At 69.9% G+C, this 18997-nt stretch carries 16 protein-coding genes; 8 read left to right on the forward strand and 8 right to left on the reverse strand.

The features are described from left to right. Window positions 1-49 precede the first annotated feature (49 nt). From ACQP2T_RS53125 to mtrA, 3 genes are read right to left on the reverse strand one after another with little or no spacing between them, the layout of a single operon-like run. Complete coding sequence (locus ACQP2T_RS53125; RefSeq protein WP_433512406.1) at window positions 50-1828, reverse strand: LpqB family beta-propeller domain-containing protein; 1779 nt, start codon at window positions 1826-1828, stop codon at window positions 50-52. Then, window positions 1815-3563: an MtrAB system histidine kinase MtrB gene (mtrB, locus tag ACQP2T_RS53130; RefSeq protein WP_433512407.1), complete on the reverse strand. Its 1749-nt coding sequence runs from the start codon at window positions 3561-3563 to the stop codon at window positions 1815-1817. Before mtrB ends, ACQP2T_RS53125 begins: the two co-directional genes overlap by 14 nt. 18 nt (window positions 3564-3581) lie before the next feature. Continuing rightward, entirely contained in the window at window positions 3582-4259 is a 678-nt protein-coding gene (gene mtrA, locus ACQP2T_RS53135; RefSeq protein WP_043620615.1) for an MtrAB system response regulator MtrA, read from the reverse strand. A 269-nt stretch (window positions 4260-4528) separates the two neighbouring features. Between mtrA and ACQP2T_RS53140 the strand changes: the two genes are divergently transcribed. From ACQP2T_RS53140 to ACQP2T_RS53160, 5 genes are read left to right on the forward strand one after another with little or no spacing between them, the layout of a single operon-like run. Beyond that, window positions 4529-5758, forward strand: coding sequence for a glycerophosphoryl diester phosphodiesterase membrane domain-containing protein (locus ACQP2T_RS53140; protein WP_433512408.1), 1230 nt, complete (start codon window positions 4529-4531; stop codon window positions 5756-5758). After that, window positions 5755-6375, forward strand: a complete 621-nt coding sequence (locus ACQP2T_RS53145) for a DUF4129 domain-containing protein (protein ID WP_433512409.1) — start codon at window positions 5755-5757, stop codon at window positions 6373-6375. The genes ACQP2T_RS53140 and ACQP2T_RS53145 overlap by 4 nt, the downstream gene beginning before the upstream one ends. A 34-nt stretch (window positions 6376-6409) precedes the next feature. Further along, the gene (locus ACQP2T_RS53150; RefSeq protein WP_433512410.1) at window positions 6410-7597 is read left to right on the forward strand and encodes a DUF4350 domain-containing protein; all 1188 of its coding nucleotides are present in this window, start codon (window positions 6410-6412) and stop codon (window positions 7595-7597) included. Next, window positions 7587-8564, forward strand: coding sequence for an AAA family ATPase (locus tag ACQP2T_RS53155; RefSeq protein ID WP_433512411.1), 978 nt, complete (start codon window positions 7587-7589; stop codon window positions 8562-8564). The genes ACQP2T_RS53150 and ACQP2T_RS53155 overlap by 11 nt, the downstream gene beginning before the upstream one ends. After that, window positions 8564-9937: a DUF58 domain-containing protein gene (locus ACQP2T_RS53160; protein ID WP_433512412.1), complete on the forward strand. Its 1374-nt coding sequence runs from the start codon at window positions 8564-8566 to the stop codon at window positions 9935-9937. Before ACQP2T_RS53155 ends, ACQP2T_RS53160 begins: the two co-directional genes overlap by 1 nt. 45 nt (window positions 9938-9982) lie before the next feature. On the opposite strand, the gene ACQP2T_RS53165 is transcribed toward ACQP2T_RS53160, so the two are convergent. Beyond that, on the reverse strand, window positions 9983-10975 hold the full coding sequence (locus ACQP2T_RS53165; RefSeq protein ID WP_433512413.1) for a stage II sporulation protein M: 993 nt from the start codon (window positions 10973-10975) through the stop codon (window positions 9983-9985). Window positions 10976-11026: 51 nt separating this feature from the next. On the opposite strand from ACQP2T_RS53165, the gene ACQP2T_RS53170 reads away from it, so the two are divergent. Continuing rightward, window positions 11027-12064 (forward strand): RDD family protein, encoded by a 1038-nt coding sequence (locus tag ACQP2T_RS53170; RefSeq protein WP_433512414.1) that lies wholly within the window; start codon window positions 11027-11029, stop codon window positions 12062-12064. Between the two features lie 9 nt (window positions 12065-12073). Here the strand turns inward: ACQP2T_RS53170 and ACQP2T_RS53175 are convergent, their stop codons facing one another. Both ACQP2T_RS53175 and ACQP2T_RS53180 read right to left on the reverse strand, forming a co-directional pair. Beyond that, on the reverse strand, window positions 12074-13435 hold the full coding sequence (locus ACQP2T_RS53175) for an LVIVD repeat-containing protein (RefSeq protein ID WP_433512415.1): 1362 nt from the start codon (window positions 13433-13435) through the stop codon (window positions 12074-12076). 53 nt (window positions 13436-13488) lie between these two features. Beyond that, window positions 13489-14025: a helix-turn-helix domain-containing protein gene (locus ACQP2T_RS53180; protein WP_433512416.1), complete on the reverse strand. Its 537-nt coding sequence runs from the start codon at window positions 14023-14025 to the stop codon at window positions 13489-13491. Window positions 14026-14108: 83 nt separating this feature from the next. Between ACQP2T_RS53180 and ACQP2T_RS53185 the strand changes: the two genes are divergently transcribed. Then, on the forward strand, window positions 14109-15233 hold the full coding sequence (locus ACQP2T_RS53185) for an aminotransferase class V-fold PLP-dependent enzyme (RefSeq protein ID WP_433512417.1): 1125 nt from the start codon (window positions 14109-14111) through the stop codon (window positions 15231-15233). A gap of 232 nt (window positions 15234-15465) precedes the next feature. Here the strand turns inward: ACQP2T_RS53185 and ACQP2T_RS53190 are convergent, their stop codons facing one another. Then, the gene (locus ACQP2T_RS53190) at window positions 15466-16857 is read right to left on the reverse strand and encodes an LVIVD repeat-containing protein (RefSeq protein ID WP_433512418.1); all 1392 of its coding nucleotides are present in this window, start codon (window positions 16855-16857) and stop codon (window positions 15466-15468) included. A gap of 175 nt (window positions 16858-17032) precedes the next feature. On the opposite strand from ACQP2T_RS53190, the gene ACQP2T_RS53195 reads away from it, so the two are divergent. After that, on the forward strand, window positions 17033-17665 hold the full coding sequence (locus tag ACQP2T_RS53195; protein WP_433512419.1) for a DUF305 domain-containing protein: 633 nt from the start codon (window positions 17033-17035) through the stop codon (window positions 17663-17665). Between the two features lie 77 nt (window positions 17666-17742). Here the strand turns inward: ACQP2T_RS53195 and ACQP2T_RS53200 are convergent, their stop codons facing one another. Next, window positions 17743-18927 carry an adenosylhomocysteinase gene (locus ACQP2T_RS53200; protein WP_433512420.1) on the reverse strand — a complete coding sequence of 395 codons (1185 nt, stop codon included), beginning with the start codon at window positions 18925-18927 and terminating at the stop codon, window positions 17743-17745. Window positions 18928-18997 lie beyond the last annotated feature (70 nt).

The following is an 18997-nucleotide window of genomic DNA, read 5'->3' on the forward strand; positions in this document are numbered from 1 at the left end:
CAGCCGGTCCAGGAGGAGGCGTCCGTTCAGCCCAAGGGGAAGCGTCCGGTCAGCCCAGGGGGAACAGCGGGGTGTCGGCGTCTGCGGCGATCTTGGAGGTCCAGTTCTGCTTGTCCAGGTTGGACTCCAGGATCTCGTTCTTCTTCTTGGTCCCCGCCAGGATCCGCTCACCCTGCGCGGCCAGCGTCCGAAGCCGCGTGTCCGACGGCAGCTTGGTGACCGTGCCGTCGCCCACGTTGATCTCCTTGACGACCGCTCCGGCCGGGCTCCGCGACAGCACCACCAGGTGCTCGCCGTCGCGCCAGGCCAGGTCCTGGATCTCCTCGTCGTCGACCGTGCTCAATGTCTGGAAATTTCCGAGCATGACGGCGGCGCCGCTTCCCGTGATGGCGCCGACCCGGATCTCGTGCTTACCGATCGTCACCGCCACCCGCACACCGTCCCTGGCGATCCGCAGCCGCGTGACGTCGAACCCGTCGAGGCTGGGCGCGGCAATGCGTTCAGGCCCGCGCCCGGCGCCCGGATTGCACCGCAACACGGCGCCGTTCCGGCGGTCGTACGTCCATAGGGTGCCGTCCCGATGCCAGGAAGGCGGCGTGAGATCCGCGCTCGCCCCCTGGATCCACTGCTGCCAGCGGCCGTCCGCCGCGGCAGTGGTCACCCAGATGCCGCCCGCGCTGGACTTGGCGGCGATGAGGTCGGCGCCCTGGCCGACGGAGAAGCCGCCGACCGCCACGGCGAAGGCCGAGTACTGGTTGTTCGCCTGACCGGCGGGTCCGGCCACGGGCCGGCCGGGGCCCTCGGTGGCCATCGCGTAGACGGCGCCCTTGCTGGTGTAGTAGGCGGCGTTCGAGGAGGTGCCCAGCCAGGGGTCGCTGATGTTGGGCGGGATGGTCATCGCCTCCGAGGAGTAGAACGGCTCGCCGTCCAGTTGCACCTCGATGTACCGGCCGTTGGCCACGTTGTTGCTGGTCAGGCTCCATCTGAGCTGGGCCTGGAGTCCCCTGGTGAAGATGGCGCCCGGGTCGATGGGACCGCTGAGGTTGATCACCACGCGGTCGTCTCCGGCCCGTACCGACTCGACCCGCGTGCCGTGCGGGAAGACGTTCTCCACGGCGCCCTGCAGCGCCTTGCTCGGGCCCTTGAGCAGCCGTTCGATGATCGTCTTGGCGAAGCTCTCGGTGGGCTTGAGCCGCAGCCGCACCCGGTCGACGACGAGCATGTCCGAGTTGGCGCCGCCGCTGCCGGGCGTGCCGTTCAGGTAGTAGAGGTTCGTCGGCCGGTACGCGCGGGTGACGTCCGCCTCGGTGAGCAGGAGGCCGCCGACCAGCGACTTGACCCGATAGTCGCCCTGCTGGTCCTTGACCAGCGTGAACGGCTTGTCGACCCCCCCGGAGGTGGGCACGTAGGTGTCGTCGTTCTCGATGCGAGCGACCTGGGTGCCGGAGAGGGAGACTGTGATCTCCTTGTCACCGATCTTCCCATCCACGTCGTACTTCACCAGGTTGTCGAGCACCGTCACCGGGCCGCCGGGCTTCCACGCCTGGCGCGCCTCAGGAGTCAGGTACTTCGCCAGGATCTCCGGATCGTCGGCGTAAGCGGCCATGGCGGCCTGCAGGCCCGTCACCACCTGCTCCGGCGACCAGCCGGCCTGCGGCGGGATGGCCACCATGCGCTGGAACGGCTTGTTCATCGGGTCGCCGCCATCGGCCTCGCCGACCGGGAACGGACCTCCGACGGGGATCACCGCGCAGCCCGAGCTCCAGACGAGAGCCGCGACGACGGCGACGACAGCGCCGAGCCGCCTGAAAGGACTAGTCCTCGTCATAACCGGTCCCGTCCGCCGACGCGGGCAGCAGCACCGGCGTCATCTGCCCGCGCCACGTACGCCGCATCTCGATCTCCGGTGGCACCAGCGACAGGGGCGACCCCTTCAGATCGGTCCCGGCCACACGGGGCAGCGTCAGCCGGAACTGCGAGCCCTCCCCTTGCTGCCCCCACGCCTGCAGCCAGCCGCCGTGCAGGGAGGCGTCCTCGCGCGAGATGGCCAGGCCCAGCCCGGTGCCGCCGATGGTCCGCGCCCGTGACGGGTCGGCGCGCCAGAACCGGTCGAACACCATGGTGTCCTCGCCCGCCTTCAGGCCGATCCCGTGGTCTCGTACGGCGACCGCCACCGCGTCCCGGTCGGCGCCCACCGTCACCACGACGTCCCTGCCCTCGCCGTGCTCGATGGCGTTGAACAGCAGGTTGCGCAGGATGCGCTCGACCCGCCGGTTGTCGATCTCCGCCATGCACGGCTCGTTGGGCAGCCGCAGCTCGAAGCGGGTGGAGTGGCGCTCGGCCAGCGCCTCGGAGTCGCCGATCGCGCGCAGCACCACGTCACGTACGTCGACCGGGTCGAGGTCGAGCGTGGCGGCGCCGGCGTCGTAGCGGCTGATCTCCAGCAGGTCGGCCAGCATCGACTCGAACCGCTCCAGCTGGGCCTGCATGAGCTCGGCCGAGCGGGCGGCCATCGGGTCGAAGTCCTCGCGGGCGTCGTAGAGCAGGTCGGCGGCCATCCGCACGGTGGTCAGCGGGGTACGCAGCTCGTGGGAGACGTCGGACACGAACTGCCGCTGGACCTGGGACAGCTCCTCCAGCTGGTGGATCTTCAGCGCCAGGTTGACGGCCATCTCGTTGAACGAGGTGGCCAGGCGGGCCAGGTCGTCCTCACCGCGTACCTTGAGCCGCTCGTCGAGCTTGCCCGCCGCCAGGCGCTCGGCCGCCTCGCGGGCCAGCCGGACCGGGCTGACCACCTGACGGGCGACCAGGTAGGCGATGGCGGCCAGCAGCACCACGAGGCCCAGGCCCACCACGGCGATGGCGAGCCGGACGTTGGACAGCATCCGCTCTTCCTCGCTGATCGGGAAGAAGTGGTAGACCTCGTAGTTCTCGCCGTTGAGGAGGCTGACCACGCCGGCGATGACCAGCGTGGGCGTGGGCTGGCTGGCACCGGTGAACGTGATGGGCGCGGTGAAGCGGTACGGCTTGTCGAAGATGAACTTGCGCTCGTCGCGCCGCAGGGCCTGCTCCAGCGCCAGCGGCACGTCCTCCGGCGTGACGTTGCCCGAGGCGCGCGATCTGCCGGGGTTGGAGGTGTTGAGCACCAGCACCTCGTAGCGCTTCTTGGAGCCGTTCTCGCCGGAGCCGGTGATGGTGTCCATCACCTCGTCGAGCGGGTCGGCGGGCGCGTTGCCGCTGGTGTCGGAGGTCGACTTGGCCTGGTCGTCGGGCTTCTGGCTGAGCGCGTCGGCGATCTGCACGCGGTCGGCGAACGCCTCAGTGGCCGACGACTGCTGGCGACTCTCGATGACCGACCGGTTGATCTGGTCGGACAGGAAGACGCCGAGCACGACCACCACGGTCACGGAGATCACCAGCGTGCTGGTGACCACCTGGAGCTGGAGCGAGCGCCGCCATACGCTCCGTGCCCTGCCCGCCGCACGCCGGGTCCGCCGCCGGACCCCGCCGAGAATCTGGCGGAGAGTACGGCGACGGAGTCGTTTCTGGCTGGTCGGGGGCATGGCAGGGTTGGGCGCCGATCAGGCCGGCCCGGCTTTGTAGCCCACACCACGGACCGTGACCACGATCTCGGGGTGCTCGGGGTCCTTCTCGATCTTCGCCCGGAGCCGCTGAACGTGCACGTTGACCAGGCGCGTGTCGGCCGCGTGCCGGTAGCCCCAGACCTGCTCCAGCAGGACTTCACGGGTGAAGACCTGGCGCGGCTTGCGGGCCAGGGCGACGAGCAGGTCGAACTCGAGCGGCGTCAGGTTGATGGTCTCCTCGCCCCGCTTGACCGAGTGGCCGGCCACGTCGATGGTGATGTCGCCGATCTGCAGGATCTCCGGAGTGGGCTCGTCGGTACGGCGCAGCCGCGCCCGCACCCTGGCCACGAGCTCCTTCGGCTTGAACGGCTTGACGATGTAGTCGTCGGCTCCCGACTCCAGACCGAGCACGACGTCGATCGTGTCGCTCTTGGCGGTGAGCATGACGATGGGCACCCCCGACTCCGCCCTGATCCTGCGCGCCACGTCGATGCCGTCGGCCCCCGGCAGCATCAGGTCGAGCAACACCAGGTCCGGGCGCGTGTCCCGGAAAGCGTCGAGGGCTTTGTCCCCGTCTGAGACAAAGGATGGCTCGAAACCTTCGCCGCGCAACACGATGCCCAGCATCTCGGCGAGAGCGGCGTCGTCATCGACGACCAGCACGCGACCTTTCATGGCCCCTCATTCGTTCTACGCATTCTGGGACATACCCGCACGATCGCTGAAGGTTACCCTTAGTTGGCCCATGCGTGGGACATGAGACCCGCAAAAGACGAGTTTTAGACTTGCATCCGCGACCGCAATCTCAGTCTGCGGTAACGGAACGACTTTCGGCCATCCTTCGATGAGATCCTTGAGCCGGAACGCCCTGGAATGCGGGCAAGTCGCGCCATCGAATCGTACGCACGACACCAATGCCCCGCCCACCATGCCAGGATTGGGATATGTCAGACGGTCACGGTCCCTCGCCCGAGACGCCACCAGGCTGGGCTCCAGAACAGCCCCCTCCCTACGGCGCCCCGCAGACCTCGCCGTGGACCGCCCCCGGCTTCGAGCACCAACAGCCGCAGCAGCCGCCACCCGGCTCTGGTCCGCAACCGCCCTATCAGCAGCCGCCGCCCGGCTACGGCTACATGCCGCATCCGCCCGCACTGCGCCCGGGGATCATACCGCTACGGCCGCTGGGGCTGGGCGACATCCTCGACGGAACGATCAAACTCATCCGGTCCAACCCCAAGGCCGTGCTGGGCCTCTCGGCGGTCGCCGCCCTGCTCGGGGCCGTCCCGATCGCGATCGGGCAGGTGTTCGCCTTCGACACCATGCGCGGCGTGCTGAACGATCCGGCCTCGGAGAATCCGGCGGACGTATCCGGCCTGTACGGCGGGTTCATCGCCCAGTACGGCGGCGCGCTCGTCTCCTACGCGGTCAGCTTCGTCGTGGTGACACTGCTGACCGGCGTGCTGATGCGGATACTCGGCCGCGCCGTGTTCGGCGGCAAGATCTCCGCCGGAGAGGCGTGGCAGCTGACCAAGGGCCGCGTCCCGGCGCTGTTCGGCGTGGTGGGGCTGATGGCCGTCATCATGCTGGTCCCGCTGGTCGTCATCGCGTTGATCATCGTCGCGGTCATCGCGACCGGCACGGGCGACGACTCGCCCGCCGCGGCCGGCGGCGTGCTCGTGATCACCGGGCTGCTGCTCATCCTGTACATCGCCTATGTGCTGTACTTCCGGACCCGCTTCGCGCTCGCGGCGCCGGCCGTGGTGCTGGAGGGAAGGGGCCCCATCGACGCCCTGCGGCGCTCCTGGAACCTCGTGACCGGCGACTTCTGGCGGGTGCTCGGCATCCTGCTGCTCACCTCGCTGCTGGTCGGGCTCGTCGCGGGCATCCTGGAGGTGCCCTTCACCGTCGCCGGCACCCTGTTCGGCCTGCTCGGCAAGTCGGCGGGCGCCACGGTGCTGTCCACGGTGCTGATCACCATCGGCGGCACTCTCGGCGCGATGATCACCTATCCGTTCGAGGCGGGCGTCTCGGGCCTGCTCTACGCCGACCGGCGGATGCGCAGCGAGGCGTTCGACCTGGTGCTGCAGACGGCGGCGATCGAGCAGCAGCGCCAGGGCTGGGTGCACGCCTCGGCCGACGAGCTCTGGCACCCGTCCAACTCCGCCAGGCCGTGACGCCGATCGACAGGGGGGAGGCCGCGCGCAGGGCCGCGGATGAGCTCCTCAAGCCCGGATACGAGAAGGAATCACTGCTGGACCTGGCGTACCGGCGCTTCACCCAGTTCATCGGCGATCTCATGGACGCGGCGACGGGCAGCGGCACGACCGGCGGCATCATCTCCGCCGTCGTGATCGTACTGATCATCGTCGGGATGATCGCGCTGCTCGTATGGCAACTCCGCAAGACCTCGCGCGCGAACACGACGGCCGCGGACGGCCTGTTCGGCGAGCGGAGGATGACCGCCGCCGAGCACCGCCAGGCGGCCGAACGCCTGGCCACCCAGGGCCGCTGGGCCGAGGCGATCCAGGAACGGCTGCGCGCCATCGCCCGCGACCTGGAGGAGCGGGCCCTGGTCGACGGGCTGCCCGGACGCACGGCCGACGAACTGGCCGCCGAGGCCGGCCAGGCGCTGCCCGCCTTCGCCGCGGAACTGACGACCGCCGCCCGCTCGTTCGACGACGTGACCTACGGCGACGTGCCGGGCACCCGGGCGGCCTACACCGCCATGAGCGAGCTCGACGAGCGGCTCCGCCAGGCCAGGCCGGTCCCGCTGACCGGGAGGACCTCATGAGCGCCAGGCCGGTCCCGCTGACCGGGAGGACCTCATGAGCCTCGACATGCGCCCCCAGGAGACCGGCGAGTCCTACTCCACCTCCCCCACCGTACGCTCGACCTGGCGGGCGAGCCGGATGATCGTCCTGCTCGGCGCGCTCATCGTGCTCGCCGCGGTCCTCAGCGTGCTGCTCAGGCCGGACTCCCGCCCGGCCCGCCACCTGGATCCCGCCGACTCCTCGCTGTCGGGCTCGATGGCGCTGGCCGAGCTACTGCGCGACCGCGGTGTCACCGTCGACCGGGTCGACTCGTCGGGGGCGGCCGCCGCGAAGGCGAACGGTGCCGCGCCGGGCGACCGGCTGCTGCTGATCACCGACGCGACTTACGCCAACACCCGCGAGCTGGCCGCGATCCAGGGCGACCGGGTGATCGTCGGCAGCGTCTTCGACCTCGACGAGCTGGCCCCCGGCGTACGGCCGGAGCGGGGCAGCGCCCGCGAGCGCTCCCGCGAGCCGGAGTGCTCATTGCCCGCCGCCAAGGCCGCGGGCAGCGCGTTCATCGGTGGCAGCGCGTTCACCGGACCGTCGGGCGCCATCGGCTGCTACCCGGCGGGCGACGGATCGACGCTGGTCAGCTACCCCAACGCGGGCGGCACCACGACGGTCCTGGGCAGCGGCGAGTTCATGACCAACCAGCGCCTGGCCGAGGACGGCAACGCCGCGCTCGCCCTCAACCTGCTGGGCTCGGCCAAGGCCGTGACCTGGCTGGTGGCGCCGGAGACGCCGCCGGTGGGCGAGCTGCCGGGCGAGGCCGGTCAGTCCATCTACGAACTGATGCCCGCGGGCATCCCCTGGGCCGTGCTGATGTCGGTCATCACGGTGGCGCTGGTGGCGTTCTGGCGGGGCCGGCGGCTGGGGCCGGTCATGACCGAGCGGCTGCCCGTCGTCGTGCGGGCCGCGGAGACGGTCGAGGGGCGCGGGCGGCTCTACCGGGCCAGGCGGGCCAGGGGCAGGGCGGCCGACTCGCTCAGGGCCGGCACGATCGACCGGCTCACGCCCCGGCTCGGCCTCGGCTCCGGCTCGGGCCGGCATGAGCTGGTGGCCGCCATCGCCGTACGGACCGGCCAGGACCCGCAGGAGATCGGCGCCGCGTTGTACGGCCCGCCCCCCGCCGACGACGCCGGGCTCGTCGGCCTGGCACGCTACTTGGACGTCATCGAGAGGACCGTCAGTGAACATTGAGGAGACCGCCCACGCGCCCGGCGGTGACGCGGCCAGGGACGCGCTCAGCGCGCTGCGCGCCGAGGTGTCCAAGGCCGTGGTGGGCCAGGACGCCGTGGTGACCGGGCTGGTCATCGCGTTGCTGTGCAGGGGGCACGTGCTGCTCGAAGGCGTGCCGGGCGTGGCCAAGACGCTCATGGTCCGCACGCTGTCCGCCGCGCTCTCGCTGGACTTCAAGCGGGTGCAGTTCACGCCCGACCTGATGCCGGGCGACGTGACCGGCTCGTCGATCTACGACGCGAAGACGGCGCGGTTCGAGTTCCGCGAGGGGCCGGTGTTCACCAACCTGCTGCTGGCCGACGAGATCAACCGCACCCCGCCGAAGACCCAGGCCGCGCTGCTGGAGGCGATGGAGGAGCGGCAGGTCAGCGTGGAGGGCGACGCGCGCAAGCTGCCCGACCCGTTCGTGGTGTGCGCGACCCAGAACCCGATCGAGTACGAGGGCACCTACCAGCTGCCGGAGGCGCAGCTCGACCGGTTCCAGCTCAAGCTGACCGTGCCGCTGCCACCGCGCGACCAGGAGATCATGGTCCTCGAACGGCACGCGCGCGGCTTCGACCCGCGCGACCTGTCCGAGATCAAGCCCGTCGCCACCGCCCAGGACCTCGAAGCGGGCCGCGAGGCGGTCTCGAAGGTGCACGTGGCGCCCGAGGTGCTCGGCTACATCGTGGACGTGTCCCGGGCCACCCGGAACTCTCCGTCGCTCCAGCTCGGCGTCTCGCCGCGTGGCGCGACCGCGCTCCTGGCCGCCTCGCGGGCCTGGGCGTGGCTGTCGGGCCGTGCCTACGTCACGCCCGACGACGTCAAGGCGCTGGCCAGGCCCGCGCTGCGGCACCGGATCCAGCTGCGGCCCGAGGCCGAGCTGGAGGGCGCGACCTCCGACGGCCTGCTCGACGGCATCCTGGCCTCGGTCCCGGTCCCGCGCTGATGGCTCTGACGGGACGCGCCGGACTGGTGGCGGCGATCGGCATCGTGGTCGTGCTGCTGGCGCCCGATCCGGGACCCGCGGTCGCGGGCGTCTGCCTGCTGCTGGCCGCCGCGATCATCGTGGACCTGGTGTTCGCGGGCGCGGTCCGCCCGCTGCGCTTCCACCGCTCGGGCGACCGGCTGGTCCGGCTCGGCGGCCAGGCGACGGTCGAGCTGGTGGTGGAGAACCCGGGCGGCAGGCGCGTACGCGGTCTGCTGCGCGACGCCTGGCCGCCCTCCGCAGGCGCCTCACCGCGCTCCCAGCGGCTCGACGTGCCCGCCGGAGAGCGCCGCAAGCTCGTCGTGACGCTCACCCCGACCAGGCGCGGCGACCGCGAGTCCGTGGCGCTCACCGTGCGCTCGCTCGGGCCGCTCGGCCTGGCCGCCCGTCAGGGCACCCACCGGGCGCCGTGGTCGGTGCGCGTGCTGCCGCCGTTCCTGTCACGCAAGCACCTGCCCTCCCGGCTGGCCAGGCTCCGCGAGCTCGACGGCCAGCATCCGGCCCTGGTGCGCGGGCAGGGCACCGAGTTCGACTCGCTGCGCGAGTACGTGGTGGGCGACGATGTACGTTCGATCGACTGGCGGGCCACCGCGCGCCGCCACGACGTGGTCGTCCGCACCTGGCGCCCGGAACGCGACCGGCGGGTGCTGATCGTGCTCGACACCGGCCGCACCTCCGCCGGCCGGGTGGGCGACGCCCCGACGCCGATGGCCGGCGCCGAGGCGGGCGCCGGCGGGCTGCTGGTCCGGCCGGATCCCCGGCCGGTGCCGGGCTGGCCCCGGCTCGACTGGTCGATGGACGCCGCCCTGCTGCTCGCCGCGCTGGCCGCCAAGGCGGGCGACCAGGTGGACTTCCTCGCCTACGACCGGGCCGTACGCGCCTGGGTGGCCGGCGCCTCGCGCACCGAGCTGCTGTCGTCGCTGGTCAACGCGATGGCGCCGATCGAGGCGGAGCTGATCGAGGCCGACTCGCAGGGCATGGTCGCGGCGGTCCTGTCCCGGGCCAAGCGGCGCTGCCTGGTCGTGCTGCTCACCGACCTCAACTCGGCCGCGCTCGAAGAGGGTCTGATGCCGGTGCTGCCGCAGCTGTCCGCGCGACACCTGGTGCTGGTCGCGGGCGTCTCCGATCCGCGCGTGGCGGCGATGGCGGCCCAGAAGGACACGGCCGAGCAGGTGTACGACGCGGCGGCGGCCGAGCACACGCAGCTGGGGCGGCGGCGCATCACCGCCCGGCTGCGCCGCCACGGCGTCGAGGTGGTGGACGCGCCCCCGGAGGACATCGCCCCGGCACTGGCGGACGCGTACCTGGCGCTGAAGGCCGCGGGCCGCCTGTAGGCGGCTTTTGGCTTTTAGGCTTTTTAGGCGGCCTGGGGGCCGAGGTCAGGCGCTGGGGGCCACGTCCGGGGCGCGTTCAAGGTCGCCGGTCTCGTTCTGGCGCAGCGCCCGCCTGCCGAACACGATCACGTACGCGAGGAAGGCCCCTTCGGCGAGCACCCCGATGCCCACCCGCACCGGGGTCGGCAGCCCGGACGGCGTGACGAACGCCTCGATGAGCCCTGACACGAACAGCACCCCGACCAGCCCGAGCGCCACGCTGACCACCGCCCGGCCCTGCTCCGCCAGCGCTTCGACCCGCTTGCGCGGCCCGGGGTCGATGACCGTCCAGCCCAGCCGCATGCCGACGGCCGCCGCCAGGAAGACCGCGGTCAGCTCCAGCAGGCCGTGCGGGGTGATCAGCCCGAAGAAGATGTCCAGCTTGCCGCGGGAGGCCATCAGCCCGGCGGAGACGCCGAGGTTGGCGGAGTTCGACCAGAGCACCACGGGAATCGGCAGCCCCAGGAAGATCGAGTAGATGATGACCTGCGCCGAGACCCACGCGTTGTTGATCCACACCTGGCTGGCGAAGGAGGCGGCCGGGTTCTCGGAGTAGTAGTCGGCGAAGTCGTGCTCGACGAGCTGGGTGATCTGGTCGGGCGAGGCGATCGCGGTCTGCACCTGCGGATTGCTCGCCACCCACGCGCCGAGCACCCACGCGACGGCGACGCACGCCAGCGACGTGGCCAGCCACCACCACCGGGCCCGATAGGCGACCACCGGGAACGACACGGTGACGAACCTGACGAACTCCCGCCAGGCGGGCGTGTGCGCGCCCGTCACCGCCGAGCGCGCCTTGGCCACCAGCGCGGACAGGCGGCCGGTCAGCATCGCGTCCGCGGAGGACGAGCGGACGATCGACAGATGCGTGGACACCCGCTGGTAGAGGTCGACCAGTTCGTCGACCTCCGGCCCGGTCAGCGAGGAGCGGCGTTTGATCAGGTGCTCCAGTCTGTCCCAAGCCGGGCGATGTGCGGTGACGAACGCGTCGATGTCCACCCGACCATTGTGGCCGGTCATCCATAGGGCCAATGCCGTTAGGCTCCATGTATGTCAGAGGTTGTGACCGGTGACGCTGTCGTCCTCGAGGTGCGGGTGGCCCAGATGCCGTCCCGCGCCTTGGCGCTCATCCTGGACATGGGGATCCAGATCGGCGTCCTGATCATCGCGTACACGATGTTGGAAGCGTTCTTCCTGGTCACCGACACGGCGCTGTTCGCGGCCGTGTCGATCGCGCTGGTCGTCCTGGTGATCGTGGGCTACCCGGTGATCTTCGAGACCTTGAGCAGAGGGCGGAGTCTGGGCAAGCTGGTGCTCGGGCTGCGGGTGGTCAGCGACGACGGGAGCCCCGAACGGTTCAGGCAGGCGCTGTTCCGCGGGCTGGCCGGGCTGGTGGAGTTCTGGATGTTCTCCGGGGCGCCGGCGTTGATCTCCTCGCTGGTCTCCCAGCGGGGCAAGCGGCTGGGAGACATCTTCGCGGGCACGATCGTGATCTCGGAGCGCGATGGGCGGTTCACGACCCTCGCCGGCATGGTCACGCTCTCCGAAAGCGGGCGGTCCGCCGGGCAGCTGATCATGATGCCGCCGCCGCTGGCCGCCTGGGCCGCGGGGCTGGAGCTCTCCCAGCTGCCCGCGGAGGTGGCGACGGCCGCCAGGCAATATCTCATCCGCTGGCACGGCTTGTCGCCGCAGATCCAGCATGAGCTGGGGACGCGCATCGCGGCGCAGGTGGCGGCGTACGTCTCGCCCGCCGCGCCGTCCGGGGTGCCGCCGCACGCGTACCTGAGCGCCGTCCTGGCCGAGCGCCGCAGGCGCGACCAGGTACGGCTGGCCCAGCGCAACGGCATGGCGCCCCCCGCCCAACCTGGACCTTTCCCCCAACCGGGGCCCTTCGCGCAACCGGGGCCCTTTGCGCAGCCGGGGGCGTACCAGGCGCCTCAGCCGGGGTATCAAGCGCCCTATCAGCCGACGACGCCGCCCGCCCAGCCCTACCAGCCTCAGGCCGCTCAGCCTTACCAACCGCCGGCGCCGAGTGCGCCGGAGTCGCCGCCGCAGGCGACTCCGGGTGGGTTCGTGCCGCCCCAGTAACCGGGCGGGTCAGTAGGCGTACTGGGTCTGGGTGTTGAGGACCTTCAGCCGCTTCGTGGCGGCCGGGTCGGTCCGCTGGTCGGTGATGGTCAGCACGTCCAGGCCCTTCTGGATGTCACTGCTGTAGATGTGGCCGTTGTAGTAGTAGGCCGACCAGGAGCCGCCGAGGTTCTGGGGCTTGACCGGGCCGCGGTCGAAGTAGCCGATCTCCGCGGGCGCCGACGAGTCGGTGAAGTCCCAGATCGACACGCCGCCCTGGTACCACGCCTGGACCATGATGTCGCGGCCCGCGACCGGGATCAGCGAGCCGTTGTGCGCCACGCAGTTCTCGTCCCCGGTCTGGTTGCGCGGGATCTTGTAGTAGCTCTTGAACCCGAGCTGGCCGTCGGTGATGTCATAGACCGCGTCCGCGCCCCGCTGGGGACCGACCGTCGCGTTGCAGGCGGCCATGACGCCCCCGCCCAGCTCGTCGGTGAAGACGACCTTGGTGCCGGTGTTGTTGAACGTCGCCGAGTGCCAGAACGCGAAGTTCTCGTCGGTGACCCTGGCCGTGACCTTGGGGCGCTCCCTGTCGGAGATGTCCATGAGCACGCCGTCGCCCATGCAGGCGCCCGCGGCCAGGTCCTTGGCCGGGAACACGGTGATGTCGTGACAACCGGTGGTGGGGGCGAGCAGGTCCTCCTGCTTCTCGTTGCCGCCGTCGGGGAAGAGCACCGGGCGCGCGACGACCTTGGCGGAGGTGGGCTTGCCGAGCGGCACCTTGACGATCGAGATCCGGTCGTGCGGCGGCTTGCAGTCGGGGTACGACTTGGCGGGCCCGTACGACGAGACGTACAGGTAGACGGCCTGGCTCTTCTTGCCCGGCCGCGTCTTGTCGGGCACGAGCGTGTGCGTGTGCGACCCGCAGGCGGTCTCGATGGACTTGATGTACTTGGGCCGCTTCTTGTCGCTGATGTCGAAGATCCGGATGCCCTCCCACGCCGACTTCACGCTGGGCGTCTCGGCCTCGGCCTTGCAGGAGTCATTGGTCATCGACTCGTCCACCGACAGGAAGAGCAGGTCGCCCTGGACCGAGACGTCGTTCTGGGCGGCGGGGCAGCTGACGCGGCTGACGACCGCCGGCTTGGCCGGGTTCTTGATGTCGTAGATCGTGAAGCCGTGGTAGTTGCCCTGGTAGGCGTAGTCACCCTGGAAGGCCAGGTCGGTGTCGTAGGCTTCGGAGTCCTTGAACGGCCCCTGTTTCGGGACGTTGGCGACGAGCTTGACGTTGGCGCTGGCCTTGACGTCGTCCGACGCCTGGGCCGGTAGCACCGGCAGCACCAGCAACGCCGCTCCCGCCACGATCAAGGCGCGGCCGAATCTGGACACCACGAAGGACCTCCTGAGTTGGGTTGGCACTAGCCGCATCACTATGACAGGAAAAATCAGTAACTAGGGGGCGTCGCGGCAATGATGAAGTCGGTGGGTTCGGTGCCCGTGTTCAGGTAGCGGTGCGGCAGCGAGGAGTCGAAATAGCAGCTGTCGCCCGCCTCGAGTTCATGGGTGATGCCCGAGACCTCGACGACGAGCCGCCCCCGCAGCACCAGCACGCACTCCTCCGACGGGTGCGACCACGGCTCGCCGGCCGACGAGCCACCGGGCAGCAGGTGCCCCTCCAGAACCTCCAGCAGTCCGCGACCCGGCGACACGCGCGTGTAGGTGATCCCCTCGGACGGCGACTCGACCCCCACCCGGGCGTCGGCGCGGATCACCGCCACCAGGGCCGGATCCGACTCCTGGAACAGGCTGAACAGCGGCAGCTCCAACGCCTTGGCGATCTTTCGCAGGGTCTCCAGACTGGGGTCGTCCCGATTGCGCTCGACCTGGCTGAGCAACGCGCTCGGCACCCCCGACGCAGTCGCGAGCTGCGCCACGGTGAGATTTCGTTCGGACCGGAGCTCACGAATTCTGGTGCCAATCATCCGGCGATCCTATCGATGTAGCGTGATTGAAGGTTTATTGAATTCAAAGGAAAGCGGCTGATAGGCGGCCCGGAATGTTACATATGTTGAACGCCGCCCAATTCCGGGCGGAGTTTCCGTCGCTGGCCGACACCGTGCATCTGGCGACCTGCAGCCAGGGCGCCCTGTCCGCCCGGCTGGCGTACTCGCTGCAGGAGATCGGCTACTCGCTGCGGAACAAGGGCGCTCCCTGGGACGTGTGGATGGCCGAGGTCGAGTGGGCCCGCGAGCGGTTCGCCCGGCTCATCGGGGCCTCCCCCGGCGAGATCGCGGTGCTCTCGTGCGCGTCGGAGGCCGCCTTCCAGGTCGCCTCGTCACTCGACTGGTCGAGCCGCCCCGGCATCGTGACCAACGACCTGGAGTTCCCGTCGATCGCGCACGTCTGGCTGGCCCAGGGCGGACGCGGCGCCCAGGTGCGGGTGGCCGCGGACACGGGCGAGTACGTCGAGGCCGGAGCGTACGCGCGGGTGGTGGACGAACGCGTCAACCTGGTGTCGGTCCCGCTGATCACCTACCGCAACGGCGCCCGCCTGCCCACCGAGGACGTCGTACGGCTGGCGCACGAGCAGGGGGCACGGGTGTTCGTGGATGCCTACCAGGCCACCGGGGTCACCCCGATCGACGTGCGCGCGCTCGGCTGCGACTATCTGACCTCAGGCTCACTGAAGTACCTGCTCGGCCTGCCCGGCATCGCGTTCCTCTACGTGCGCGACGGCCTGGAGCATCAGCGCGACCCGGAGCTCACGGGCTGGTTCGGCCGGGTGAACCCGTTCGCGTTCGACACCCGGCTACTGGACTTCCCCGGGGACGCGCGGCGCTTCGAGACCGGCACACCGCCCGTGCCGTCGGCCTACGCGGCCAACGCCGGGTTCGATCTCATCGAGCGGGTGGACCCGCGGGCCGTACAGGATCATGTGTCGGCGCTGGTCGAGGAGCTGGCCGAGCGGCTGGCGGCGGCGGGCGAGCGGGTGGCGAGCCCGGCCGGCGCGCGCGGGCCGCAGGTGGCGATAGCGGACGACGACCCCCAGGGGCTGGCCGCCCGGCTGGCCGCGCGGCGCATCGTGACCGCGCCGCGCGGCGACCTGCTGCGCATGTCGTTCCACTACTACAACGACCGGTCCGACGTGGCGGCCGTCGCGGACGCCATCAGCCTCTGCCGGAAGTCCTGACACCCCTGGCGGAAGTCCCAAGACCTCCACCGGCAAAGCGGAAGTCCCGCGATCCTCCGCCCACAAAGCGGAAGTCCCGCGACTCTCCGCCCGCAAAGCGGAGGTCCTGAGACGTCCGCCGGTACAACGGAGGTCTCAGGACCTGCTCCGGTACGGCGGAGCCGGGTGGGCTCCGCCGTACCGGGTCGCCGAATCAGTGCCACGTGGCCGGATTCAGCGCCAGATGGCGGGATCAGTCGTCGTAGCCCCAGCCCCACTCGCGGTAGGACTGCTGGGTCTGAACGTTCAGCTGGTTGGCGTGCACCCTGGAGGCGCCGTCGGTGAGCCGGTCATTGATCTTGATGACGTCCAGGCCTTCGTTGAAGTCGGCGGCGTAGATGTAGCCGTTGTAGTAGTACGCCGACCACACGCCACCGCCGCTGTTGTCGGCGCGGGGGCCACGCTCGAAGTAGCCGATCTCCCTCGGCGCGGCCGAGTTGGTGAAGTCCCAGATCGAGACCCCGCCCATGTACCACGCCTGGACCATGATGTCCTTGCCCTTGACCGGGATCAGCGAGCCGTTGTGGGCCACGCAGTTCTCGCTGTCGGCCTGGTAGCGCGGGATCTTGAAGTAGCTCTTGAAGACGAGCTTGCCATGCGAGATGTCATAGATCGCGTCCGCGCCCCGGTTCGGCCCGGTCGCCTCGTTGCAGGTGGCCGCGCCGCCACCGCCGAGCTCGTCGGTGAAGACGACCTTCCTGGCGTCGTTGCTGAACGTCGCCGAGTGCCAGAAGGCGAAGTTCGGGTCGGTGGTCCTGGCCGTGACCTTCGGGTTCAGCCGGTCGGAGATGTCGAACAGCACGCCGTCACCCATGCAGGCGCCCGCCGCGATGTCCTTCTCCGCGTACACGGTGATGTCGTGGCAGCCGCTGGTCGGGATGAGCAGCCCCGGCTGGGTCTCGTTGCCACCGTCGGGGAAGACGACCGGAGTGGACGCGACGGCCGCCGCGGTCGGGTTCTTCAGCGGTACCTTGACGATCGAGATCTTGTCGTGCGGCGGCTGGCAGTCGGGGAACGTCGCGTTCGGGTTGTACGACTGCACGTAGATGTAGACGTTCTTCTTCTTGTCCCAGCCCTTGCCCGGCACCAGCGTCAGCGTGTGCGAGCCGCAGTTCGTCTCGACGGACTTGATGTACTTGGGCGCGGTCTTGTCGCTGATGTCGAAGATCCGGATGCCCTCCCAAGCCTCCTTGTGATCCGCCGACAGGGCCGTGCTGTTGCAGGAGTCGTCGCTGCGCGAGGAGTCGACGGCGGTGAAGAGCAGATTGCCGTAGACGGTGACATCCATCTGGCTTCCAGGACACACGACCGAACTGACCGGCGTGGCCTTCTTCGGGTTCCGGATGTCGTAGATGGAGAAGCCGCCGTAGTTGCCCACGTAGGCGTAGTCACCCTGGAAGGCGATGTCGGTGTTGATGGTGGCGGCGATCGGCGCCGGCTTGGGGATGTTCAGCACGTGGGTCACGTTCGGGCTGGTCACCACGGTGTCTGCCGGCGGGATGTCGGCGGCCAACGCGGGCAGCGCCGTCAGTCCTAACGCGACGGCGGCTCCGGCCGCGACCAGGGTCCTGCGAAGGGTCAGCACCCTCGGGCTCCTTCCGGGTCATAAGGCACACATAAATGACAAAATTCTGACCCGGACTGTCAGCTCTCGCCTAGCAAGCACTGTGTCAAGAAATTTGCTGACTTGCCCTATTTCCTAGAAGTCGAAGAGGCGTCTATAGTGCGACGTCGCGACTCCCCGCGGTCAAGGAGGTCAGGTGCGCTACGCACTAACCGTCGGCACCTGCGCCATCCTGCTCGTCACCGGCTGCTCGGGGGGCACCTCCGCGGCCCCGCCCGCCCCGACCGCCAACGCGACGGCGCCGGTCATCGCTCCCGGACGACCCGGCGAGGAGGCCAGGACGCTGAGCCCCAGCGAGGCCGCCACCGCCGTACCACCCCAGAAGGCCAACGCGGCCGACGTCCGCTACATGCAGAACATGATCATCCACCACCGCCAGGCCCTCGACATGGCCCTGCTGGCCCCCTCGCGGTCGGCGAACGACGGTGTGAAGCGCCTGGCGTCGCGGATCAACCAGGTGCAGGGCCCGGAGATCGCCATGATGACGGACTGGCTGAAGGCCCAGGGCCAGCAGGTGCCCGAGCACCACGCCGCCCATGAGGGCATGCCGGGCATGGCCACGCCGGAGCAGATGGAGAGCCTCAAGGCGGCCAAGGGCCCGGCGTTCGACCAGCTGTTCGTCCAGCTGATGACCACTCACCACCAGGGCGCGATCACCATGTCGACCGAGGTCATCACCCAGGGCTCACACCTGCGCGTCCAGGAGATCGCCGAGGACATCTCGGTCAGCCAGGCGGCGGAGATCCGGCGGATGGGACAGCTGCTCTAAGGTCCGTTTTCGAACGGCGTGCGGAGAAGCCGACTCGCCAGGAATGCGTTCCAGAGACCGACCGCCATGAATGTGGTCTAGGAACCGACTCGCCAGGAATGCAGATATTCCTCCTGCTCACCGGTGAGCGTGTCGATCCCGATCCCGGCGGCGGCCAGCTTGAGCCTGGCCACCTCGTGGTCGATCTCCTCGGGTACGTCATAGACGCCCGGCACCAGCCGGGCCCGCTCCTCGGCCAGCCAGGCGACGGCCAGCGCCTGCGCCGAGAACGACATGTCCATCACGGCCGCCGGATGCCCCTCGGCCGCGGTCAGGTTGACCAGCCGCCCTTCGGCCAGCAACAGCAGCCGCCGCCCGTCCGCCAGCACGTACTCGTCGGTGTTGGGCCGCACCCCATGGTGGACCTCCTCAGCCAGCTCGTCCAGGGCCCGCACGTCGATCTCGATGTCGAAATGCCCGGCGTTGGCGAGTATGGCGCCATCCTTCATGAGGGCCAGATGCTCGCCCCGGATGACGTCCCGGTTCCCGGTGACGGTGATGAACAGATCCCCGGCCACGGCGGCCTCCGCCATGGGCCGCACCTCATATCCCTGGAGGGTGGCGTCCAGCGCCTTGACGGCGTCGATCTCGGTGACGAGCACCCGCGCCCCCAGCCCCTTGGCCCGCTCGGCGACCCCCCGGCCGCAGTAGCCGAACCCGGCCACCACGATGGTCCGCCCGGCCAGCATCATGTTGGTGGCCCGCATGATCCCGTCGAGCGTGGACTGCCCGGTCCCGTAGCGGTTGTCGAACATCCGCTTGGTCCGGGTGTCGTTCACGGCCACGACCGGGAACCGCAACGCGCTCTCGGCGGCCATCTGCCGCAACCGGATGATCCCGGTAGTGGTCTCCTCACAACCTCCGGAGACCCCGTCCAGGAGATCGGTCCGCTCGGTGTGCAGGATGTTGACCAGATCGCACCCGTCGTCCAGCACAAGGTCCGGCCCCAGATCGAGCGCCTGGTGGATGTGCCGGTAGTAGGTGGCCCGATCCACCCCGGCCCGCGCGTGAACGGCGATCCCATAGCCACGCAACGCCTGGGCGACGTCATCCTGCGTGGACAGGGGGTTGGAGGCGGCAAGAGCGATCTCAGCGCCTCCGGCCTTCAGGGCACCCATGAGCACAGCGGTCTCAGCGGTGACGTGCAGACAGGCAGCGATCTTCAGGCCGTCGAGCGGCCGCAAGGCAGCGAATCGCTCCCCCACGGCCGTCAGAACCGGCATGGACCGAGCGGCCCAACTGATGTGCCGCTCCCCACTCTCAGAAAGATCCACGCCCAACACCTCACACTTC

The organism is Nonomuraea sp. CA-143628 (assembly GCF_050942315.1).
In the GTDB taxonomy this organism is placed as follows: domain Bacteria; phylum Actinomycetota; class Actinomycetes; order Streptosporangiales; family Streptosporangiaceae; genus Nonomuraea.